General features: G+C 37.9%; 21 protein-coding genes. 13 read left to right on the top strand and 8 right to left on the bottom strand.

Features of this window, described 5'->3' with window-relative positions:
* Nucleotides 1-208: 208 nt before the first annotated feature.
* From cydB to KIP84_RS15645, 3 genes are all read right to left on the bottom strand, one after another.
* The gene (gene cydB, locus KIP84_RS15655) at nt 209-1,213 is read right to left on the bottom strand and encodes a cytochrome d ubiquinol oxidase subunit II (protein ID WP_031959686.1); all 1,005 of its coding nucleotides are present in this window, start codon (nt 1,211-1,213) and stop codon (nt 209-211) included.
* Nucleotides 1,210-2,643: a cytochrome ubiquinol oxidase subunit I gene (locus KIP84_RS15650; RefSeq protein WP_032061287.1), complete on the bottom strand. Its 1,434-nt coding sequence runs from the start codon at nt 2,641-2,643 to the stop codon at nt 1,210-1,212. The genes cydB and KIP84_RS15650 overlap by 4 nt, the downstream gene beginning before the upstream one ends.
* Before the next feature lie 157 nt (nt 2,644-2,800).
* On the bottom strand, nt 2,801-3,247 hold the full coding sequence (locus KIP84_RS15645) for a DUF2946 domain-containing protein (protein ID WP_031959690.1): 447 nt from the start codon (nt 3,245-3,247) through the stop codon (nt 2,801-2,803).
* 327 nt (nt 3,248-3,574) lie between these two features.
* On the opposite strand from KIP84_RS15645, the gene KIP84_RS15640 reads away from it, so the two are divergent.
* The 10 genes from KIP84_RS15640 to KIP84_RS15595 all read left to right on the top strand — a co-directional run bounded on the left by KIP84_RS15640 (nt 3,575) and on the right by KIP84_RS15595 (nt 15,201).
* Nucleotides 3,575-3,985: a DUF2946 family protein gene (locus KIP84_RS15640; RefSeq protein WP_031975204.1), complete on the top strand. Its 411-nt coding sequence runs from the start codon at nt 3,575-3,577 to the stop codon at nt 3,983-3,985.
* A gap of 72 nt (nt 3,986-4,057) precedes the next feature.
* Entirely contained in the window at nt 4,058-6,337 is a 2,280-nt protein-coding gene (locus tag KIP84_RS15635; RefSeq protein WP_114150193.1) for a TonB-dependent receptor, read from the top strand.
* Nucleotides 6,338-6,376: 39 nt separating this feature from the next.
* Entirely contained in the window at nt 6,377-8,482 is a 2,106-nt protein-coding gene (locus tag KIP84_RS15630) for a TonB-dependent receptor (RefSeq protein WP_213688877.1), read from the top strand.
* A gap of 46 nt (nt 8,483-8,528) precedes the next feature.
* Complete coding sequence (locus KIP84_RS15625) at nt 8,529-8,984, top strand: copper resistance protein NlpE N-terminal domain-containing protein (RefSeq protein ID WP_032061291.1); 456 nt, start codon at nt 8,529-8,531, stop codon at nt 8,982-8,984.
* A gap of 903 nt (nt 8,985-9,887) precedes the next feature.
* On the top strand, nt 9,888-11,072 hold the full coding sequence (locus tag KIP84_RS15620; RefSeq protein ID WP_213688876.1) for a TerD family protein: 1,185 nt from the start codon (nt 9,888-9,890) through the stop codon (nt 11,070-11,072).
* A gap of 96 nt (nt 11,073-11,168) precedes the next feature.
* Nucleotides 11,169-11,747 (top strand): TerD family protein, encoded by a 579-nt coding sequence (locus tag KIP84_RS15615; RefSeq protein ID WP_068565083.1) that lies wholly within the window; start codon nt 11,169-11,171, stop codon nt 11,745-11,747.
* Nucleotides 11,748-11,806: 59 nt separating this feature from the next.
* Nucleotides 11,807-12,874, top strand: a complete 1,068-nt coding sequence (locus KIP84_RS15610; RefSeq protein ID WP_213688875.1) for a DUF475 domain-containing protein — start codon at nt 11,807-11,809, stop codon at nt 12,872-12,874.
* An 83-nt stretch (nt 12,875-12,957) separates the two neighbouring features.
* Nucleotides 12,958-13,533, top strand: coding sequence for a TerD family protein (locus KIP84_RS15605; protein ID WP_213688874.1), 576 nt, complete (start codon nt 12,958-12,960; stop codon nt 13,531-13,533).
* Between the two features lie 337 nt (nt 13,534-13,870).
* Complete coding sequence (locus tag KIP84_RS15600; RefSeq protein WP_213688873.1) at nt 13,871-14,584, top strand: TIGR00266 family protein; 714 nt, start codon at nt 13,871-13,873, stop codon at nt 14,582-14,584.
* A 38-nt stretch (nt 14,585-14,622) separates the two neighbouring features.
* Entirely contained in the window at nt 14,623-15,201 is a 579-nt protein-coding gene (locus KIP84_RS15595) for a TerD family protein (protein ID WP_213688872.1), read from the top strand.
* 83 nt (nt 15,202-15,284) lie between these two features.
* Here KIP84_RS15595 and KIP84_RS15590 read toward each other — a convergent pair whose 3' ends face one another.
* The 3 genes from KIP84_RS15590 to KIP84_RS15580 form a co-directional block, all read right to left on the bottom strand.
* Nucleotides 15,285-16,472 (bottom strand): MFS transporter, encoded by a 1,188-nt coding sequence (locus KIP84_RS15590; RefSeq protein ID WP_213688871.1) that lies wholly within the window; start codon nt 16,470-16,472, stop codon nt 15,285-15,287.
* A gap of 15 nt (nt 16,473-16,487) precedes the next feature.
* Nucleotides 16,488-16,898 carry a RidA family protein gene (locus tag KIP84_RS15585; RefSeq protein WP_017399913.1) on the bottom strand — a complete coding sequence of 137 codons (411 nt, stop codon included), beginning with the start codon at nt 16,896-16,898 and terminating at the stop codon, nt 16,488-16,490.
* 70 nt (nt 16,899-16,968) lie between these two features.
* Complete coding sequence (locus KIP84_RS15580) at nt 16,969-17,895, bottom strand: DMT family transporter (protein WP_213688870.1); 927 nt, start codon at nt 17,893-17,895, stop codon at nt 16,969-16,971.
* A 238-nt stretch (nt 17,896-18,133) separates the two neighbouring features.
* On the opposite strand from KIP84_RS15580, the gene KIP84_RS15575 reads away from it, so the two are divergent.
* From KIP84_RS15575 to KIP84_RS15565, 3 genes are read left to right on the top strand one after another with little or no spacing between them, the layout of a single operon-like run.
* Nucleotides 18,134-19,261, top strand: coding sequence for a Re/Si-specific NAD(P)(+) transhydrogenase subunit alpha (locus KIP84_RS15575; protein ID WP_213688869.1), 1,128 nt, complete (start codon nt 18,134-18,136; stop codon nt 19,259-19,261).
* 11 nt (nt 19,262-19,272) lie between these two features.
* Nucleotides 19,273-19,587, top strand: a complete 315-nt coding sequence (locus KIP84_RS15570; protein ID WP_213688868.1) for a proton-translocating transhydrogenase family protein — start codon at nt 19,273-19,275, stop codon at nt 19,585-19,587.
* Between the two features lie 12 nt (nt 19,588-19,599).
* The gene (locus tag KIP84_RS15565; protein WP_213688867.1) at nt 19,600-21,054 is read left to right on the top strand and encodes an NAD(P)(+) transhydrogenase (Re/Si-specific) subunit beta; all 1,455 of its coding nucleotides are present in this window, start codon (nt 19,600-19,602) and stop codon (nt 21,052-21,054) included.
* A 57-nt stretch (nt 21,055-21,111) separates the two neighbouring features.
* On the opposite strand, the gene KIP84_RS15560 is transcribed toward KIP84_RS15565, so the two are convergent.
* Complete coding sequence (locus KIP84_RS15560) at nt 21,112-21,933, bottom strand: SDR family NAD(P)-dependent oxidoreductase (protein ID WP_213688866.1); 822 nt, start codon at nt 21,931-21,933, stop codon at nt 21,112-21,114.
* 207 nt (nt 21,934-22,140) lie between these two features.
* Nucleotides 22,141-22,542, bottom strand: coding sequence for a ribosome silencing factor (gene rsfS / locus KIP84_RS15555; RefSeq protein ID WP_001047580.1), 402 nt, complete (start codon nt 22,540-22,542; stop codon nt 22,141-22,143).
* Between the last annotated feature and the right edge of the window lie 24 nt (nt 22,543-22,566).

The following is a 22,566-nucleotide window of genomic DNA, read 5'->3' as shown; positions in this document are numbered from 1 at the left end:
ATAAGAATATTAGTTATTTTACGTATTTCAGAACTTTCTATTTATAGGGTCCTGCCAAAAATAAAGACCATGCTAATGCATGGTCTTCCTTTAATAAGCTAATTGCAGTAGCAATCTAAATATCATTGCGATAAAAAGTAAGCTGAAGAAACCAATAAGCCAAAGTAATATAAACCATTGTGATTGAGATAATCTCATCGAATTTCTCCTAATGATAACCCTCATCGCCAAGACGTACTTTATCCCTAAATACCCAATATGCCATGATGGTGTAGATAATGATAATGGGGATTAAAATCAATGCACCGATAAGTGCAAATAGTTGACTATTGGCTGGAGCAGCTGCATCCCAAATCGTAATAGAAGGTGGAATAACATAAGGGAAAATACTGATCAGAAAACCTGTATAGGCTAAGAACACTAATGCCAAGGTATATAAAAAAGGCATAGACTCCTGATGTTTTTGACAAGCTCGAATCGTTAAAAAGGTGAAAACCACTACTAGAATTGGAACTGGACTGAAATATAAAAGTTGAGGTTGATTAAACCAACGTTCAGCAATTATTGGATGTGCCATTGGGGTGTATATACTTACCGCTATAAAAATCAGTAACAGTACTATGATCAGCCTTGGCATTAAACGATACATAGTGCTTTGTAATACATCATCCGTTTTCATGATAAGCCAGCCACAGCCGAGTGCAGCATAAACAACTACCACACCTACACCTGTGAACAGTGAAAATGGTGTTAACCAGTCTAAACCACCACCTGCATAACGCCCATCGACAATATGTATACCCTGAATATAAGCACCAAGAATCACACCTTGTAAAAAGCTAGATAATACTGATCCACCTATGAATGCTGCATCCCATAAGGGCTTGCTACGATTTGCTTTGAAACGAAATTCAAAAGCAACGCCCCGAAAAATCAATGCAATAACCATCAAAATAATTGGTAAATAAAGTGCTGATAAAACTGCGGAATAGACTATAGGGAATGCTGCAAACAACCCAGCACCACCAAGTACCATCCATGTTTCATTACCATCCCAGACAGGCGCAACGGTATTCATCATCACATCTCGTTCTTGCTGATTTTTGATGAATGGAAACAAAATACCAATACCGAGATCAAAACCATCAAGTACAACATAAATGAAAACGCCAATGGCAATAATTACAATCCAGATTAAAGATAAATCAATCATGAAGAAGCTCCTTGATCTTTATCATCAAGATATTCATCTGCTGCACTGAGTGGGCGCATAGGTGTTTTAAAATGACCAACACCGCCAATTTCATCTTGTTGGCTATAAATAAATTCAGGGCCTTTAAGCATAAGTTTCAGCATGTAATAAATGCCAATACCAAAAACGATGCAATACACCACTACAAAGATAATCAGAGTTAAGCCCACTTGCTCGGCTGAAACAGGGGAAAGAGCATCTTTTGTACGCATAACGCCGTAGACCACCCATGGTTGACGGCCTACTTCTGTGGTAAACCAACCTGCGAGTAATGCAATAAAACCTGATGGGCCCATCAATAATGCGAAGCGATGAAACCATTTACTTTCAAACAGTTTTCCTGTTTTTCTCAACCAGACTCCTGTAAATGCCAGTAATAGCATCAACATGCCTAAACCAACCATGATACGGAAACTCCAAAAAACCACGGTTGAATTAGGACGATCTTCAGGTGCAAAGTCTTTTAAGCCTTTTACTGAGCCATCCATTGAGTGCGTAAGAATAAGGCTTCCTAGATTTGGAATTGCAATTGCATATTTGGTACGTTCTTCTTGCATATTAGGAATACCAAATAAATACAATGGCATACCTTCATCATAATTGGTCTCCCAATGTCCCTCCATAGCTGCAAGTTTTGCAGGTTGATGTTCAAGAGTATTTAAACCATGTGCATCACCAACAAAGACTTGTAAGGGGGCTAAAATTAAAATCAGCCAAAGTGCCATTGAAAATGACTTTTTAACCAACTCATCCCGACGGCCTTTTAGTAAATGCCAAGCTGCGGTAGCTGCTACAAGTAAAGCTGCCACCATAAAAGCAGCAATTGCCATATGAGCAAGCCGATAAGGGAAAGACGGATTAAAGACAATTGCAAACCAGTCTTGTGGAACGATAATGCCATTTTCAATTGTGAATCCTTGAGGAGTTTGCATCCAACTGTTTGAAGATAAAATCCAGAACATTGAAATACAGGTGCCAATTGCGACCATAAGGGTGGCAAAGAAATGGGCTTTTTTACCAACACGTCCCCAACCAAACAGCATAATACCTAGAAATCCTGCTTCTAGAAAAAAGGCACTAAGAACTTCATAAGTGAGCAATGGACCTGTAACGCCTCCTGCAAAGCGGGAAAACTCGCTCCAATTGGTGCCAAATTGATAACTCATCACTACACCAGAGACGACACCCATCCCAAAGGCAACAGCGAAGATTTTGACCCAATATTTAAATAGGTCCTGATAGATTGGATTATTTGTACGCAACCAACGCCATTCTAAAACTGCTAAAAAACTTGCAAGTCCAATTGAAATTGCAGGGAAGATAATGTGAAACGATACGGTAAACGCAAACTGTATTCTTGCCAGTTCAAGTGCTGTTAAACCCAGAGTCATGCGAGCACCTCATCTTCTTTTTGCTGATGAGCTAGACTTATAGTTGTAGTCATTTCTACCCTTTTAAGAGTATGAAAATAAAGAAAAAACATAATGATAATCTCTTGAAAATATTAATTTTTCAAAACTAAAGTTTTGAGCTTCAAGTGAAAGATCATCAAAGAGGAGGGGCACGCCCTTGCGGAATTAGAAAGAGCTGCTGGAGTTGAAAGAAAACGTGAAAATAGTTTTCAATAAAAGCGAGAAACCGTACCTGAATTCGAATAAGAATTTGTTTTAGATCAATGTCAGGTAAGGGTACAACATGGCTGTATACCACACAGTACTGACACTGATGTCCTGCATCATGGTGATGGTGGCTTGCTGTAATGTCAGATGAGGAAGCGTGTGCTGCATGTTGCATGTGATGAGACATGCTGTGCGGCTGCTGTGATGTACTATGATGATCGTGACTAGGGGAGGCAACAGAATGAGGAAGTTGCAATGCTTGGGCAATAGTCTCACATACTGGAGAAATTTGATATTTCTCTGGCAGTAATGGCTGTAAGAACACAGCGATTTGTAACAAGACTGCATATAATCCTAGCAATCTTCCAAAAACCATCAACACCCAATTGATCTCATTCTGGAAATCGGTTGCGCCTTACTATAACAAAAATCTGATTATCTCAAAGTTATAATTGATATTTTTTATAAGTTGAGATTTTCTATCAATTGAAAATGAAGAGCTACAAACTATTTTAATAGGAGGACGGATTAAACTTCTTATTTTTATTTAGGATTTATTAGAAGATCGTTGTGTCTATAGTGAGACAAACCTCTAAGTATGGTGTAACACTAACAATTGCTTACATTGTAAGGGGTGTGTTAAATTGCCATCGTCTCAATATTGAAAAAGCTTATCTTGAGAGTTGCTCTAGTCCTTGCCCTCATGGCAATGTTTCTGCAATCCGTTGTATTTATACAACCATTATTGCCAGCACAATACCGTATTGCGCTGGTCTGTGTCTCTATTTCCGATGCTTTTTCAAATACTATAACTGCTGCTCAACAACATAATTCTCATCATTTATCTGATCATTCAGATCGGCATCATATGATGCATGAAGATCAAAAAATTTATAAAGAGCAAAGTGCTCACCAACATGATATTGGACATGAATGTCCGTTCTGTACGGTATTTGCCAATTTAACTACGGGTTTAGACTTTAGTCTTAAAGAAGTCTTCGACCGTCTTTATGTTCGAATGTTGGCATTTGAACGTAATTTTCAGCATATTTATTTTGCTTTACAGCGCTTATATTTATTGCCACAAGGGCGAGCACCTCCTTTATTTGCTTAAATTTCAAATGTTTTATGTTTTGAGACATCCATTGGATGTCTTAGCGGAAATTTATGCTTAAAAGGAATTGAAATGTCTCAATTCAAGTTAAACCCATTCTTAAATGGGAACTGTTTTATTGTTTCACCTCATGACGTATCAAAATCAATTTTGATTAATTCTGCTTTGTTTTATCGACTAGGTTTTACTTTGTTGGTTTCGGGATTATTTGGAACCACTACTTTTGCCTCAGATGATTTACAACAAACAGTGCAATTACCAACATTAGTTATCGAAGCACAAAAAGATCTAGATACTCAATCTCTTCATTTAAAACAAGTGAATACAACAGGAAGTCGATTAGGATTAACCTCTCAAGAAACGCCAGCAACAGTTCAAATAATCACTCAAAAAGAAATGCAAGAGAAAGGGTTAAGAACAGTTAAAGAAGCATTTGGGAATGTGACAGGTGCAACCGTTGGAAATGTACCAGGTAATCCGGCAGTTCTAACAATGCGTGGCTTTTCTGGAAATACGAATACTGTTTTACAGGATGGTGTTCGGATTGGTGCTTCTACTTTTGTTACTCGTGATTTAGATGTCTGGAAATATGAAAAAATAGAAGTACTAAAAGGCCCATCATCTGTTTTATTTGGAGAAGGGGCCTTAGGCGGTGCTGTCAATCTTGTGACTAAAAAGCCTAATTTAGAACAGTCAACATTAGAGGGTATGCTGAACTATGGAAGCTTTAATACGGTTAGAGCAGCTATTGGCGGTAATCTTCCTTTAAACGATGAGCTGGCTGTACGTTCGGGTATAAGCTATTTAAAGTCAGATAGTTTATTCGATATAGATAACCAAAAAACGGTAAAGTTTGGTGCATCGGGAAGCTTGCTGTATAAACCAGATGATAATTTATCTATGATTTTTTCGGCAAATTTTGATCATGATAAAGAAACGTCTAGCTATAATGGATCTCCTTTAGTTTCTGCATCAACTGCAAAAAATCCAAGTTATATTTTGGATAATCCTGATGGTTTAGTGATTGATAAGGCAACACGACATAAAAATTATAATCCAGACGGTGGAGAGTTGAGCGCTGATACCACGACATTGTCATGGGCAACAGACTATCGTTTATCGCCTACATGGGCATTAAATAATATTGCAACTTACTATCATGCAGACCGTAAATATTATTTATCGCCTGAACAAAATTTTGATACTCAAACTGGTCTATTTAAGAGGACTGTACAGCGCTGGAGTCATGATCATGATGTATGGAGCGATCGTGTTAGCTTGAAGAATGATGAGTTAATTGCTGGGAAATATCGTAATCGTTTCAGCGTGGGAAGTGAGTATAGCTATACTGATTTTAGTAGCCCACGACCAAGTGGTAGCTTAGCAGCTGTTGATCCATACAATCCTAATGTCGGAGTGATGCCTTCAGATAGTTGGGAGGGGTGGACCAGTTACAATAAATTTGCAACTAAAATTAAAAACTGGGCCGTTTTTGCAGAGGATGCTTTTAACATTACACCAGATTGGCTAATTGTTGGGGGCGCAAGATACGAACGTTTAGATGTTGAACGTACAGTTAATAATGTACTCACGGACAGCGAGCAGCAATTTAATCCTTCGTTTCATCCTTTTTCTTGGCGTCTAGGTACAGTTTATAATTTAAATCCAAATACCCAAATTTATGGACAATATAGTACAGCTGTTACACCAGTTTCATCATTGCTTGTTATTTCTACGGCGAATGGAAATTTTGATTTATCAAAAGGAAAGTCAGCTGAGCTTGGATTTAAGTCGAGTATATTAGATGGCAAGTTAGATATGATCGGATCTATATACTGGATTGAATTAAACGATATTCTAACGCGTGACCCGAATAATATTAATTTAACTGTTCAAGGTGGACAGCAAGTTTCTAAAGGTGCTGAGTTTACAGCTTCTGCTGCAATTACTTCACAGTTAAAAGCAAATGTGGGTTTATCTTGGGTTGATGCAGAATACAAAGAATTAATAGAAGCTGGTGGTGCTAATCGTTCAGGAAATCAACCTGTGAATGTACCTGAAAAAGTTGCAAATGCTTCTTTGAGTTATCAGTTTAAAACATTACCAATTACTGTGAGTGGCTTTGCAAAACATGCAAGTGGTTTCTATACCGATACTGCTAATACATATTTCGTAAAAGGCTATACGACATATGATGCATCACTTGCGTATGATCTAAAAAATATGACTTTTACGCTCTGGGGAAGAAATTTAACCGATAAGTTTTATGGCGAATACTCTGGTTATTCATCTAAGCAAATTTATATCGGGGCACCAAGAAGTGTTGAGCTTGGCGTGACATTTAAATTTTAAAAGCTAACAAACAGTCTATTCATGAATTCAGAGTCGTATATGTCTAAATTTTTATTTCATCCACTAGCGTGGAGTATTTTTATCATTCAGTGTTCAACACATGCTGTTGCAGCTGAAAAGCAATTGAGTGTAGATCAAAGCACAGAGCAGTTACCAACGATTACGGTTACTGCTGAGAAACAAGATGAGAGGCATACTTCCTCACAGGCGATTACTCAGTTTAATCATGATCTATTGGATGTACCTTTTACAAAATCCCATGTCTCAGAAAAAGATATTCAAAACTATAATATTCAAAGGGTTAATGATGCTTTGGCTTTTGTAAATGGTGTCGTCTATCAAGATAGTTATGGTGGAGGTTTCTGGGATAATTACTCATTTCGTGGATTTAGTACCGATCCTAATATGGGAACGATCTATATGCGTAATGGTTTAAGTTCTGTGAGTGGGATTCATAGCCCACGAGATATGGTAAATATCCAAGCAGTTGATTTCTTAAAAGGTCCAATGGCTGCGATGTATGGTCAGGGAGCAATTGGTGGAATTATGAATATCACCACCAAACAACCTGAATGGCAGCGCAAGAGCACTTTAAGTCTTAGTGGTAGTACTTTAGAGGAATATCGACTCTCGGTTGATACAACTGATGCTATTAATGATGATTTAGCCTACCGTTTAGGTGCTTCTTATGAGGATAATAAAAGTTTTAGAGATCAAGTAGATAATCAGCATTATTATCTTGCACCACAATTAGCTTGGAAAATATCAGATCAAACACAATTAAATCTTGATACGGAGTTTGCCGAATATCAAGGTGTCTTTGATCGAGGTATTCCAATGGTTGATGGCAAAGTTGCTGTAAATAAGAAGACATTCTTGGGTGAACCAAGTGATGGCGATATTAAAATTAAGGATCAGATGTATCAGTTACGTTTGAATCATGAGTTTGGCGATAATTGGAATAATACTACAGCTCTTACTTATAGCCATGGGGAGCGTGAAGGTACATCTACCGAAATTGGTTCAATTGCTGCAGATGGAAGAACAGCAAATCGCTTCCGTCGAGCTCGTCAATTTGAAACTGACACAATAAATTTTCAGTCAATTTTACGAGGTAAGTTTGATACTGGTTCTCTCAAACATGAGTTAGTAACTAATATAGAAGCTGGGCATTATACGATTGACCAAATTCAGCGAAGAAATGCAGCAGGTACGAATAGTCCGATTGATATTTATAATCCAGTCTATGGCCAAAATATTTTAGCTTTGACACGAGTGACTAAAAATACCAAAGAAACACAAGACATGATCGGTGTTAATATTCAGGATCAAGTATTTTTAAATGATCAATGGAATATCTTATTGGGAGGGCGTTTTAACCGCTTAGAACAGCAGATTGATAACCATCAAACGTTAATTTCTTCACAACAAACATTTACACCGTTTACACCAAGAGCCGGTATTAATTTTAAACCAACCGACCGCCTTTCATTTTACAGTAACTGGGGTAAAGGTTTTGAACTTAATACGGGGTTAAACAAAAATAATGAGCTTTATGAACCGGAAAAAACGACCAGTTGGGAACTAGGCACTAAATATCAGTTTTTACCAAAGAGCTGGTTAGGTTTAACCTATTTTGATTTGGATAAGCGTCATTTGCTTACGGAAGGTATTACTGATAGTTATGTTGACAATGGTCATGTACAAAGTCAGGGGCTTGAGGTTGAGTTACAACATCAATTTAGCGACCGTCTCCGAGTAAATGCCAATTATACTTATACCGATGCTTCAGTCGTTGAAAGTGAAGTGGATAAAACAGGTTCACGTTTAAAAAATATTCCTAAACATACCGCGAATATCAGTGCAGATTATCAAGTGAATATCTTTGGTCATGAAGCAGGGCTAGTCGGAAATATTAACTATTATGGACAGCGTAGTGCGAACTATATTGATAATGGAACAACTTTACCTGAATTTACAGTAGTGAATATTGGTGGCTATTTACAGATCCGCCCTGATCTACGAGCCCAACTCAATATAGATAATCTTTTCAATAAGGATTATTACGTTGCGAGCTATACTAATTTTTGGGTACAGCCTGGTGAACCATTAAAAGCAACTTTGCGCTTTGATTGGTCTTTCTGATTTTTTGAGTGAAATAGTGAAATTAAACAGATTAAGTTGAACCGTGATGAAGAAAAGATTATTGAGCTCTTTTATTTTTGCTAGCTTAATGATGGGTTGTGAACAACATAATCCAGCTACAAATGATGAGAAAGCCAGTTCAGAAGTAAAAAAACCTTTAGATGCCCAACTTCAAAAATGGGTTGGTCATTATAAAGGAACACTCCCTTGCGCTAGTTGCGTTACATTTTGTGATGAGTGTAATGGGATGAATGTAGATTTAAATATCCATGCAGATCAAACCTTTCGATTAGAACGAACCAGTAATAGTGATCACAACAAGCATGAGTTGTATGTTGGAAGTTTTAGCTTCTTAGATAATGGAAAAATAAAGATTCAACTACAGAATGTGAAAGAGCGAAATCAGCTGATTTTAGGTAATGATTATGTTGAGGTTTTAGAGACTAAGACAGAGCTACCTTACCAATCTTTTGAAGATTTTCAACTCGCTAAACTGACCTAAAAACTATTAGGCACTATAAAAATAGTGCCTAACTTTTGAGCTGGGTATATCTTCAAAAGGTACTGGATTTTTTAATTATTTTCAGCAATTAAATTTTTACACTAAATTTACACCATAATTTTTAATATTCTTTTTAAGTGTTTGATAAAAAATATTATTTAAGTTTAGTTGATCCTATCCATCATGGGTGCGACAGAAATACGAGGTTGTAACGATTGAAGTGATTGCATAACCAATAGCCCAAAAGTCGCTAAATTAATGAAAGGGCAGCATTATACGAGGTTTATGCTTGAATCGACAGGGGCATTTAACCGAGTAATTTATAACCGTCCTTGGGTTGGATATAGAAAGATGATTTATAACAATTTACCTTATTGGGACACCATTTTCTTTTTTTGTAAGATCGTATTAATTACATTTAGTTGTTAGTTTAAAATAAGGCCAATAACTATCCAATTGGGTAAATTGATTTGTAATAAATTTGATTTAATTAAAAGAACAAGACACTTAATCAGCTATATAAGTAACTATAATTTTTAGCGCAAATTTATATATTTCATAGTAAATTTCTGACATTCAAATGCTTGCTCATATATTAATAAGGTATAAAAGAAGTCTGTAAACTAATTACTATTGCCCTAACAAATTAATTATTAAACTAAAAATGCAAAATTTGATCAATGTGCGCAGCATAAATTACAGTATTTGTGTAATATAAAGACCTTTATGTCTATTTTTATAATTTAGATTTAATAAATTTATGATTGTGATCGAATTATCACATAGTTTATTCGCTAAAGTGGTAATTCATTCAGTCTAAATTTCGATTTTTTATTAGACTCAAGAAATTAATAAAATTGAGCTAAATCAGCTACAAAATATAAAATTTAAGGGGAAATATTAATGCAACAACTCATGACGGGTGCAAATCTGGCTTTGAGCTGCTCGCAATTTTATCTCAGATTTAAAACAGTATTACCATCTGATATAGGTTTGGATGTAACAGCCTATTTATTAAATTCTCAAGGTAAGGTTCGTGGTGATGCAGATATGATTTTTTATGGTCAAAAGCAGACATCAAACTGTAGTGTTAAATTGAATGAGACGAAAAATAATATGTCCTATTTCGCTCAATTTAATATTAATACCCAAATGTTAGATTGTGATATCAATAAGATCGCTGTGTGCGCTACGGTTGATGGCGAAGGCACATTTAATGTAATTCAGGATGTTCAAGTTGAATTATGGGAAAATGATCAACTCACAGCTACAGCAACTATAAAAAGCACTGAAAAAACAGAAAAAGCGCTGATTCTGACCGAAGTTTATCGTTATAAAGATCAATGGAAGTTTCGTTTTGTGAATCAAGGATTCAATGGTGGTTTAAAACCTCTATCTGAATATTTTGGGGTTGAAATTAGTGATCACCCTACGATATCGGCACCACCAACATCAGTCCCTCAGCCGAAAATTAATTTAAGTAAAATTACTTTGGATAAAAGTAATAATAAAATTAATTTACAAAAACAGGCGTATGGTTTTGGGGAAATTAAAATTAACCTGAATTGGAATCTGAGTTCTCAACAGGCTCAATCCAGTAGTTTCTTTAAAAAATTTCTTAATCAGAATCATGGAGTTGATCTGGATTTAGGTTGTCTATTTGAAATGCAAGATGGTACTAAATCAGTTATTCAGGCATTAGGCGATCGATTTGGTGATTTTGATCAATACCCATTTATCCAGCTCTCCGCAGATGATCGTACTGGTGCATTAAAAGAAGGCGAATGGCTCCAAATTAATGGAGAGTATTGGCAACAAATTCGTCGAGTGGTGTTATTTGCTTTTATTTACGATGGTGTACCAAATTGGGCTGAAACTGATGCAGTTGCGACGATTTATGTTCCTAATCAACCTCCAATTGAAATTCGTTTAACTGAAGGGCAGCCTTTAGGTATGTGCGGTATTCTGGAATTGATAAATCAAAGTGGTGATATTCAAGTCCAACGCCATGTGAGTTACGTTGCAGGTCATCGAGAATTGGACCAAGCATTCAGTTTTGGTTTGCGTTGGGTTGTGGGCAGTAAATAACCTTCATATTTAGATTACAGCTTAATCAAGAAAAACTTTTTATATACAAATAATTAATGATATGAGTTTTTGGTTTAGACGGGGAGAAAATACAAAATGGCTATTAGTTTAAATAAAGGTGGAAACTTATCTTTAAGTAAAACAGATCCTAATTTGGTTCGAATCCTGATTGGATTAGGATGGGATGAGCGTGTAACCGATGGCGCTGCGTTTGATTTAGATGCGAGTGCATTCTTATTAACGGTTAGTGGTAAGGTCCGCGGCGATCATGATTTTATTTTTTATAATCAACTTAAATCACAAGATGATTCAGTAGAACATACAGGTGATAACCGCTCTGGTCTGGGGGATGGAGATGATGAAACTTTACTAGTTAATCTTTCAAAAGTTGCTCCTGAAGTTGAAAAAATCGCAATTACCGTAACCATTCATGATGCTCAGGCAAGAAGTCAAAATTTTGGTCAAATTGCCAATGCATTTATTCGAATAGTAAACCAAGACACACAAGTCGAAGTAGTACGTTTTGATTTGGCAGAAGATTATTCAACTGAAACCGCAATGGTATTTGGAGAAGTCTATCGTCATAACGGTGAGTGGAAGTTTAGAGCCGTAGGTCAAGGGTACTCAGGTGGGTTAGCTGCAATGTGTCAACAATATGGTATTCAAACTGGCTAAGATTATCATTTTAATAAATAAATGATGAATGCTTTTTAGTTCTTTATAAAAGGAAAGAAATGAAACATTTTCGGTTCTCAATTTTTTTTACAGTGATCTGTTTGGGGTTGTCAGCATGGTGGGGGCTTACGCATGGTCCGAATGCTGGTTTTTCAATGATGCTTAAAGCCGTATTGATTACAGGTGTATTGGCAGTAATGGAAGTTTCTTTATCTTTTGATAATGCTGTCGTTAATGCATCAATATTACGGAACTGGGATGAATTTTGGAAAAAGATTTTTCTTACAGTAGGGATTTTGGTTGCTGTATTTGGTATGCGCTTAGTTTTCCCCTTACTGATTGTTGGCGTAACTGCTGACATGGGAATGATTGAAGTTGCTAAGTTAGCATTAAATGATCCCAAAGCGTATTCAGAGAAATTGTTAGCTCATCATGCCGAAATTTCAGCTTTTGGCGGTATGTTCTTGCTATTGGTATTTTTAAATTTCTTGTTTGATGATGGCAAAGATACACATTGGTTCCATTGGTTAGAAGTGCATTTATCTAATTTAGCTAATATCCCTGCAATGTCGGTATTTGTGTCATTAATTGCTCTACTTATCATGTCTGCATTTGTTCCAGCAGAGGAAAAACTAGTTGTAATTGTCGCTGGTATTTGGGGCATCGTGGTCTACATTGGTGTTCAAGTCATTGGTCATTTATTGGAAAGCAGTAGTGATGAATCAGATGATAAACAAATAGAAAACAAGTCAAGTAATCTTGTTAAAGCTGGTATCGGTGGCTTTCTTTATCTTGAAGTGTTAGATGCTTCATTTAGTTTTGACGGTGTTATTGGTGCATTTGCGATCACAAATGATGTTGTCGTTATTATGCTGGGTTTAGCAATTGGGGCCATGTTTGTCCGTTCAATGACTATTTATTTAGTTGAAAAAGGCACCTTGGAAGCCTTTATCTATTTAGAACATGGCGCGCATTATGCCATCGGAGCCTTAGCGGCAATTATGTTGTACACAGGAACTGGTGGCCATGTTCCTGAAGTTGTAACAGGTTTAATTGGTATTGCCTTCATTGCATGGGCGGTACTATCTTCAATCGCTTACACTAAAAATCAAACACAAACTTCATAAGAACTTTTAGATAGATCATCTATAGGGTGATTATCAATTTAATCATATAAACAATGAGTTGAAATTTAAAAGGAGTAACTCAAATGGCAATTAGCTTAACCAAAGGTGGTAACGTTAGTTTAACAAAAGAAGCACCTGGTATTACCAAAACAACTGTGGGTTTAGGCTGGAATCCTCGTGTGACTGATGGCGTAGCTTTTGACCTTGATGCAATTGCATTTTTAGTCAATGAAAATGGTAAGGTTCGTGCTGATAATGACTTTATTTTCTTTAATAATTTAAAATCATCTGATGGCTCTGTAGTTCACAATGGCGATAACCGCACAGGTGAAGGTCATGGGGATGACGAAACTTTAAGTGTGGACTTGAGCATGGTTCCTGCTGATGTTTCAAAAGTGATTTTTGCTGTCACAATTTATGATGGTCAAACTCGAAACCAAAACTTTGGTCAAGTTGCTAATGCTTACATCCGTGTAAGTAACAATGCTGGTGGTAGCGAAATTGCACGTTATGACTTATCTGAAGACAGTAGCACTGAAACGGCTATGATCTTTGGTGAGCTGTATAAGCATGGTAGTGAATGGAAATTCCATGCAATTGGTCAAGGTTTTGCTGGTGGTTTAGGACCATTAGCTGCTTCGTATGGTGTTGCTGTTTAATGAATAATTGAAAGATAGTGCTTAGACACTATCTTTCTTTTTTCTATATTTATAAATGATAGAAATAGGTTATTTCTTTATATGTTAAGTCTAGTTTGTGAATAAAAATAAAATTAAATGATGTTTTCAGGGTGTCTTCTTTTTTATATGTATGTTCAATATCTAGCGAATTTTGAGTTAGATAACATTACTTCTGTGGTTGATCCACAGTATCGTTCAATTGATGTATGACATTTTATAATCAATTTGAAATACCGTGCCAAACAGTCATTCACTTTAGAATCTTAATAAGCCTAGTCATTTTAAAGTTGTTAGAAATTAAAAAAGGATCAATAAAATGGCACATTTTAGTTTAGTGGGGTCACCAGAACCATTCTTACATGTTGCAATGCGGCGTGGGGATCGGATCTATTGTGAAAGCAATGCAATGGTCATGATGGAAGATGCTCTGGAATTGAAGGGACGGCTACAGGGAGGCTTAATGCAATCTTTATTACGTCGTTTTGCGAATGATGAGTCTTTATTCCAACAGCATATTGAAGCTGTGCGCGGAGATGGCGACTGTTTATTATCTGCGTCACTAGATGGTGATATGCAAATTCTCGATGTTGGGGCAACCCAATACATATTAAGTGATGGTGCATTTGTTGCTGCACATGATTCAGTTCATGTCAAAGCAAGATTAAATAGCAGTCTTGGTGGAGCTTTTTTTGGGAGTACTGGCGGTTTTCTTGTCATGGAAACCAGTGGGCAGGGACAGGTTGTAGTTTCTGGTTGTGGAACTTTGTTTGAGATAGAAGTCGGACCGAATAAAGAGGTTGTTATTGATAATGGCCATGTAGTCTGTTGGGATTCGCGTTTAAATTATCAACTATCTGTTTCAACTTCCCAAAATAATGGTTTTCTTGGCAATTTGGTGAATAGTGTAACCAGTGGAGAAGGCATGGTATTGCGTTTTTCAGGCACTGGAAAAGTCATCATTTGTTCGAGGAACCGAGATAATTTTTTGCAATGGTTGATGTCAAAGTTAAATCGTCATCAGTTTAATTAAAAAGTAATTATTTTATAGTCTTAAGAGAGATCCATAACATGGCAATTAATTTAGAAAAAGGCCAAAAAATCAGTTTGCAAAAAGCAGATGGTAGTAGTCTTCAACAAGTTTTCTTAGGGGTGGGGTGGGATATTGCAAAAAGTAAAGGATTTTTAGGTTTTGGCGGTGGTAGTAATATCGACCTTGATGCTTCTGTAATTTTGTTTGATGAAAATAAAAAAATGCTCGATGTCGTGTACTTTGAGCAACTACAAAGTAAAGATGGCAGCATTCGACATTCTGGGGACAATCTAACTGGAGCGGGGCGTGGTGATGATGAAGTAATTCGAGTCAACCTTAATCAAATCCCCTTACACGTAAAATCTTTGGTATTTACTGTTAATAGTTTCCGAGGTCAAACTTTTGAGAAAGTTGAAAATGCATTCTGTCGCTTGGTTGATCAATCAAGTAATCAGGAAATTGCAAGTTATAAACTTTCTTCACAAGGGGCGCATACTGGTCTAATTATTGCAAAAATTTATCGCCATAATGATGCATGGAAAATGCATGCAATTGGTGAAAATGCACATGGCCGTACTTTCAAAGATATTGCTCCTTATGTTTTACCTCATATTTAATTTTTAGTTTTTTAGGTAATACTTCCACCATTGTTTAAAGCAATGGTGGATTATAGAAAGATGATTTCTAAAAAGTTACCTTATTAGGAAACCATTTTCTTTTTTTGTAAGATCGTATCAATCACACTAAATAAAATGCAAAAAACTACGAGTCCCACACCTGCCATACATGTCATAGTCCACCCGCCATGATTCCAAGCAAAAATCCCTAAGGCAGAGCCACCAGCTCCTCCAATAAAATAAGTCGTCATATAGATGGCATTAATACGAGATTTAGCATCTGGACGTAAACGGAAAATAATGCTCTGGTTGCTGGTATGAACGAGCGCGAGTGCTAATTGAATTAAAGCAAAGCCAATAACATAACTAGAAAGGAGGGTTTGTCCGAAATAGAAACAAAGCCAGCTCACCAAAAACAGTCCACAACCCATCCATGTAAGTAATCGTGTGTAGCCTTGGTCGGCATATTTACCAATATAGCGTGTTGATAATGCCCCAAAGATACCGACTAGTGGGACCAGTCCGATAAATAGATCGGGCAAATGATGTGCCGAAGTCAAAAGTAAGGCGATGGTGGAATACAAAATACTTACTGCGGCAAAGGCGAAAGCACCTGTAAGCGCTCTTAATAATAGTCGCTTTTCCTCTTTTAAGAGTTGAGCCATGGAAACAAATATTTGTCCATAGTTCATTTTCATACGCAAGACATAAGGCAAGCGACTTTTTAAGGTAAATGCCAACAGAAGCATTAATACGCCGCTTACGACATACACTACTTTCCAGTGAAAAAGGTTGGAAAATAACCCAGCTAAACTGGTAGAGAGTAAAATTCCCACCAATAAGCCACTCATTAAAAAACCAATAATCTCCCCAGTTTTTTCGGGTTTTACGGTCATTGTGGCAAGTGGGATCAGGACTTGGGCAGCAACAGAAAATAATCCCGCTAAAATTGTACCAATCCACAACATGGGTAAGTTCACAGCAAAAGCAGATGTAAATAGACCAACTGCGCAAAGCACCATCAAAAATGGAATAGCTTTGGCTTTATTGACAATATCACCCAATGGGACAATAAAGAGTAAACCGAGGGCATAAGACACCTGAGCAAATGTCACTGTTAAAGCGGCTTGTGCTTGAGTTACAGCAAACTCTTGCTGAATGGAGTGAATCAGCGGCTGACAATAATAATTCACACCTGCACATAATCCGCATGCTGCTGCCATCAACCAAAGCAAAGGTTTATTTTGACTGATATCTTCAGGGGTAGACATGACGTTCTCTCAGTTTTATTGGGTGTATGCCGTTGCTTCAACTTCAATAAGCATGTGTTCTAGTGCAAGGCGCGGCACAGGAATAAGTGTACAGGCAGGAAAAGGATGATTTTTCCATAAATTTTGCATAATTTTAATCAAAATTTGATGTTTTTCGACCGAGTGGTCAACAACTAAAACTCTCAATACAGCAATATTGCTAAGCTCTGCATTGGCTGCTTTTAAAGCATGTTGAATATTATCAAAAACTTGGTTCGCTTGTTCTTCAAAACTTGGGCTTAATTCACCTTGGGAATTTTCGCCTCCTTGACCTGCTACATGAATAATATTCTTAAAGCTTTCCACTACAGCAACATGACTATAAGCGTTTGGCGTTGGATTATATAAAGTTGATGGATTTATGATTTTAAAAGTTTCTTGACTCATGTTGGAACTCAACCGTTTATTAAAATTTAGATGAGTATCCAACCTCAACTTAAGTTGAGGTCAAGAGAATTTAATGTTTTAGTCTTTTCTTTCTAAGTGTAATCATCATGACGCCGACAATATTAAGAAGGCAGCCGACCCATTGCCACATATTGAGATGTTCATTTAAAAAAGCAACAGCAAGTAAAATCGTTAAAACTGGTCCAATTGAAGCAATCATTGCAGATTGAGAGGCACCTAATCGTTCAATACTTTGCATGAGCATAACGGTGGGTAACACGGTGACTAAAAAGCCTAAGCCAATGCCATACCAAATTACACTAGAGGGAAGTTGTAATAGAAGTTGAATTGGATGAGGTGTACTTAATGCGTAATGAGTTAATGTGCCGATACAAGCCACAGTTAAGGCTAACCCTGTGAAATTCCAAGAGCCAAATTTCTTAATGAGAGGTGGCGTCAGCAACAAATAGCCGGCGAAAGCCACGGCACTTGCAAATACGAAACTTGTTCCTAACCAGAAGTTGCCCTGAATTGGTGCATTGTTGTGCTCCTGAAGCATAACCAGCACGGTTCCACCATAACTAAGAAAAATGGCAAAGAAACTTTTTACATCTAATTTTTGTTTGTAGAGTAAGCTTGATACGATGACTGTAAGCGTGGGATATAAAAATAGAATAATTCGTTCTAAAGAGGCACTAATAAACATAAGGCCCATGAAATCGAGCCAACTTGCAAAGTAGTAGCCTAATAGACCGGCAAAAATTAAAATTAGCCAATCCTTCTTTTTTATGCCCTGATTATGATGCCTGTTAAACCAGCAAATTACTAGAAAGAACGGTAAAGCGCTTAACATGCGTAAAGCCATCAGGACCGTACCGTCTACTAATGGAGAAAGGGCATAAGTCTGTTTAATAAAGATTGCTTTGGTACTGAATAGAAACGCAGAGCAAAGAGCAAAAAAAGACCCGATTTGAAACGAAGATAAAGAAATTTTCATATACAGGACTGTATAAGAGAGACTATTGTCTGCAAAAAAAGAAAAACCTTCCCATATTACACCTCTAAACAAAAATCGTGAATCATCAGTTCAAAATATGGGTATTTATTAAATAAATAGTGGGTGGTATTTTAAAAAAGTTCAATTAGAATCCAAATTCTGTACCAAGAATACACATGGGGGAAACATTGCAGCTTGCAATGTTTTTGACAATGAGAAATTAGCTTGAGGAACGCTCATGCAGATCGGAATCCCAACCGAAACTGTCGTCGGTGAAAATCGTGTAGCTGCTACGCCAGAGACAGTAAAGAAGTTGATTAGCGCTGGTCATAGCGTTGTGATTGAACGTGGTGCTGGTGCAAAGGCTGCGTACATTGACAGTGCTTATGAACAGGTCGGTGCAACCATTACGGATGATGCCTATACGGGTAGTCAAATTATTTTGAAAGTTCGCGCACCACAGGGCGGGGAAATTCAGAAACTTGCAGCAAATACCGCTGTTGTAGCAATGTTTGATCCTTATCGTAATACCGAGCTAGATCAGTTTGCGAATCAACAAGTGTCTGCTTTTGCTTTAGAACTGCTTCCTCGTACGCTTTCTCGTGCACAAAACATGGATGTGTTGTCTTCTCAAGCAAACTTAGCTGGTTATAAGTCAGTTTTACTTGCTGCTGCTGAATATCAACGCATGTTCCCAATGCTTATGACTGCTGCGGGTACTGTAAAGCCTGCGCGTGTTGTGATCATGGGGGTTGGGGTTGCTGGTCTACAGGCGATTGCAACTGCAAAACGTTTAGGTGCAATTGTTGAAGCGACAGACTTACGTCCTACAGCTAAAGATCAAGTTGAGTCTTTAGGTGGTAAGTGGTTAGACGTCCCAATGTCTGAAGAAGAGCAACAACGTGCAGCAGATGCCGCTAAAAATGGTTATGGATGGATGCCAGGTGAGCAATACATCAAAGACCAAGCTGCGATTGTAGATAAAGCTGTTTCTAATGCTGACATCGTGATTACTACTGCATTGTTACCAGGTCGTGATGCACCACGTTTAATTAAAGCTGAAACTGTTGCCAAGATGAAACCGGGCTCTGTCATTTTAGATATGGCTGTTGAAACTGGTGGTAACGTTGAAGGCTCTAAAGTTGGTGAGACTGTGTTTACAGAAAATGGCGTGAAAATTTTGGGTGTTCCAAATATTCCGGCAACTGTAGCAACAGAAGCTTCTGCATTGTATGCGCGTAACGTTTTTAATTTCGTAGAGACCCTATTCGACAAAGAGAAAAACTTTGCGATTAATCAGGAAGACGAAATCCAAAAAGCCCTATTGGTCACTCATGGCGGTCAAGTACTGCTTAAGCGTGGTTAAGGAGATTTCTCATGGTTGAAACTATTACAATTTTCGTCCTTGCCATCTTCGTAGGTTATTACGTGGTTTGGGGTGTTACGCCAGCTTTGCATACACCACTTATGGCAGTAACTAATGCGTTGTCATCTATTATTGTGGTAGGTGCGATGTTGCAAACTATAGGTCTGCCAGTTTTAGGTGTAGATGCTAACGTTGCATTTCAAAGTGTGAATGTGGTGAGCGTACTCGGTGCGATTGCAGTATTTTTGGCAAGCATTAATATTTTCGGTGGCTTTGCAGTAACTGCACGCATGCTGGAAATGTTCAAGCCTAAGCAAAAGAAATAAGAGGGCTTTGACATGGAATTTATTCAAGCAAATGCAAACTGGTTGTACCTTGTTGGCGCAATCCTCTTTATCTTGACGCTTCGTGGCTTATCTGGTCCTAAAACAGCAATTCAAGGTAACCGTTACGGTATGATCGCAATGGCGATTGCAGTTGTAACAACCTTATTTGTTGCGAATAACCCAGTTATTTGGATGATCGTTGGGGCAATGGTGTTAGGTGCAATCGTGGGTATCGCACGTGCACGTACAGTGCCAATGACTCAAATGCCGGAAACTGTTGCGCTTATGCACTCATTAGTGGGTTTGGCTGCTGTTTTAATTGCGATTGCTGCAATTTTACATAATAACCAACTTACTGAACTATTTGCTCAAAATGAGGCGGCTTTAACAGCAGCTGGCGTGCAGCATGCACACATGAGTAAGGTTCATTTATTTGAATTGTTTGTTGGTTGTTTCGTTGGTGCGATTACCTTTACTGCATCTGTGTTTGCGTACGGTAAATTGGCTGCGAAAAAATGGGCTAAAACAATTTCTGGTGCATGGGTTAAACCTGTTCAAGCACTTATCTTTATTGCGATGTTGGCTTGTGGTTTCTACTTCTTCACAACTGGCAACATGACTGCATTCTGGGCAATGACAGCACTTGCACTTGCATTTGGTTGGGTTTGGATTGCACCGGTGGGTGGTGGTGATATGCCTGTAGTGGTATCGCTTCTTAACTCATTCTCTGGTTGGGCAGCGGCAGGTATTGGTTTTACTCTTGAAAACAACATGTTGATCGTTGCGGGTTCGCTTGTAGGTTCATCTGGTGCGATTCTGTCGTACATCATGTGTAAAGCAATGAACCGTTCGATCATCAATGTATTGTTTGGTGGAGCAATGGGTGGTGCAGCAGTTGCATCTACAGATAAAGGTGAGCAAGTTCAACGTAACTACCGTTCAGGTTCTGCTGATGATGCTGGCTTCTTAATGTCAAATGCGGACAGTGTTGTGATTGTACCTGGTTATGGTATGGCGCAAGGTCGTGCACAAAATGCTGTAAAAGAGTTGTGTGAGCTTTTGAAAGAGCAAGGTGTTCGCGTTCGTTTTGCAATTCATCCAGTTGCAGGTCGTATGCCTGGTCATATGAACGTACTACTTGCTGAAGCAGACGTAGCATATGAAGACATTTTGGAAATGGATGAGATCAACTCAGACTTCCCTGCAACAGATGTAGTACTTGTAATTGGTGCAAACGACGTTGTAAACCCAGCTGCAAAAGATGACCCAAGCTCACCGATTTATGGTATGCCGATTCTTGAAGCTCATAAAGCGCGTACAATCATGGTGATTAAGCGTTCTATGGCAACTGGTTATGCTGGTCTAGACAACGATTTGTTCTATAACGAAAAAACAATGATGATCTTTGGTGATGCTAAGAAAGTTGTTGAAGATATGACAAAAGCAATTAACGGTACAGGCCACTAATTTGCTTTGAAATAAAAAAACCACCTTCGGGTGGTTTTTTTATTTGGGCTGATTTTTTTAAAGAAATTTTTCTACAAGATCCATAGATTGTTGATATAAGTCACGTGCCAGTTGCTGATTTTTAGCGTGTGATGATTTCCAGTCTGGCATATGTGCACTCACATATTCACCATTACGGTTCTGCCATGCTTCAGAAGTTGCCATTTCTGTAATGAGTTTTGCTGGAACTGAGGTTGGGACTAAGCCTAATTTCATCGCCGCATAGACAGGTTTGGGTAAGTCGCGATAAATATCAGAAGCAACACCGCCGGGATGTAATGCATTATTGGTAATTGAACTTCCAGCTAGCTGTTTTGCTAATGCATTACTAAATAATAAATTTGCAAGCTTCGATTGCCCATAATAGAACAGGGGATTGTAAAAACCTTCTGCACGAAACTTGTTGGGTTTAATTGAGCCCACCCAGTGGGCAATAGATGCAAGATGGATAATGCGCGCTTTAGGAGATTGTTGTAAAACTGGGAGTAGTTTTTGAGTTAATAAAAAATGGCCTAAATAATTAACCCCAAATTGTTGCTCAAAGCCTTCACTGGTCAACTGTTTGGTTTTGGCAAATAAACCTGCGTTATTAATGAGTACGTCAAGATTGCTATATTTATCTGCAATTTCATCGGCAGCTTTTCTAGTTAATTCAAGACTATTTAAGTCGAGAGAAACGACATCGACTTGTCCTTGGTTAAGTGAGCGTAGTTTGTTTTGTGCCTCTTGCGCTTTTTGAGGATTTCGACATGCCAGGATCACATGTTGCCCTTGTTTAACGAGTTGTTCTGCTGTGGCGAAACCTATGCCTGTATTGGCACCAGTAATTAATATCTTCACTTTCTGTACTCCGGTTATGCTATTTATTGGTGGGGACTTCAAGAATTTGTATAGTGCTGCAAAATTGACAATTTGTCATGTCAAAATTAGTTGTAAGTGATGATTGGTGCTTTGGGGATAGGGCTGCGTATTTGAATGTAATTAAAATTGATGTTAGATAAATAAAAAAAGCGGCTCAAAAGAGCCGCTTTTTTTAAAAGCAAAATTTTAAGCAACCGACTCTGGAGCGGTACGCCATAAGCTTTCTAAATCATAGAATTTACGAGCTGTTGGTAGCATTACGTGTACTACAACAAAGCCGAGATCAATTAAGATCCATTCTGCATCTCGTTCACCTTCAACGCCAATCGGGCGGAAACCGGCTTTTCGAGCTTCTTCTGCAACATTGTCAGCAAGTGCTTTGACATGGCGAGTAGAAGTACCACTTGCAATTACAATAGCATCAGCGACATTGCTAATTGAGCTAACATCTAACTGGAGAATATCTTTTGCTTTTACATCAACTAAAGCGTCGTGGACGACTTTGAGACAAGCTTGTACGTCTTTATTTGAGGTGTTCATTGCGAAATCGTGAGAATTAGACACGCTGGGCGATGGTTCTAAATTCATATAGGGTATATTTTCCTGACAATT

This window comes from Acinetobacter sp. BHS4 (assembly GCF_018454425.1).
Lineage (GTDB): Bacteria > Pseudomonadota > Gammaproteobacteria > Pseudomonadales > Moraxellaceae > Acinetobacter > Acinetobacter pittii.
Note: the sequence above shows the minus strand (reverse complement) of the source record. Positions and strands in the feature narration are given on the sequence as shown.